This window comes from Psychromonas aquatilis (genome assembly GCF_038155185.1).
Lineage (GTDB): Bacteria > Pseudomonadota > Gammaproteobacteria > Enterobacterales > Psychromonadaceae > Psychromonas > Psychromonas aquatilis.
Genome location: NZ_JBAKAZ010000320.1, coordinates 1 through 222 on the forward strand (window position 1 = coordinate 1; position 222 = coordinate 222).

General features: G+C 41.4%; 1 protein-coding gene. It reads left to right on the plus strand.

All coding sequences use genetic code 11. The features are described from left to right. A partial coding sequence (locus V6256_RS15705; RefSeq protein ID WP_341599159.1) for an RnfABCDGE type electron transport complex subunit D occupies positions 1–222 on the plus strand: 222 nt, incomplete at both ends.

The window sequence follows — 222 nt, forward strand, 5'->3', positions numbered from 1 at the left end:
GCACCTTTACGGCGGACTTGGACATATTATCTTTAAGCCGGCAATGGCCGGTTATGTCGTATTATTATTTTCATTTCCAGTGCAGATGACGGCTTGGTTACCGGTTCAGTCTATGCTAGCATTTACTTTATCTATCAACGATATAATCCATTTAATTTTTACAGGGTTTTGCGTCGATGGCTATAGCGTCACACAAGTCAAAACATCGATAGATGCGGACAC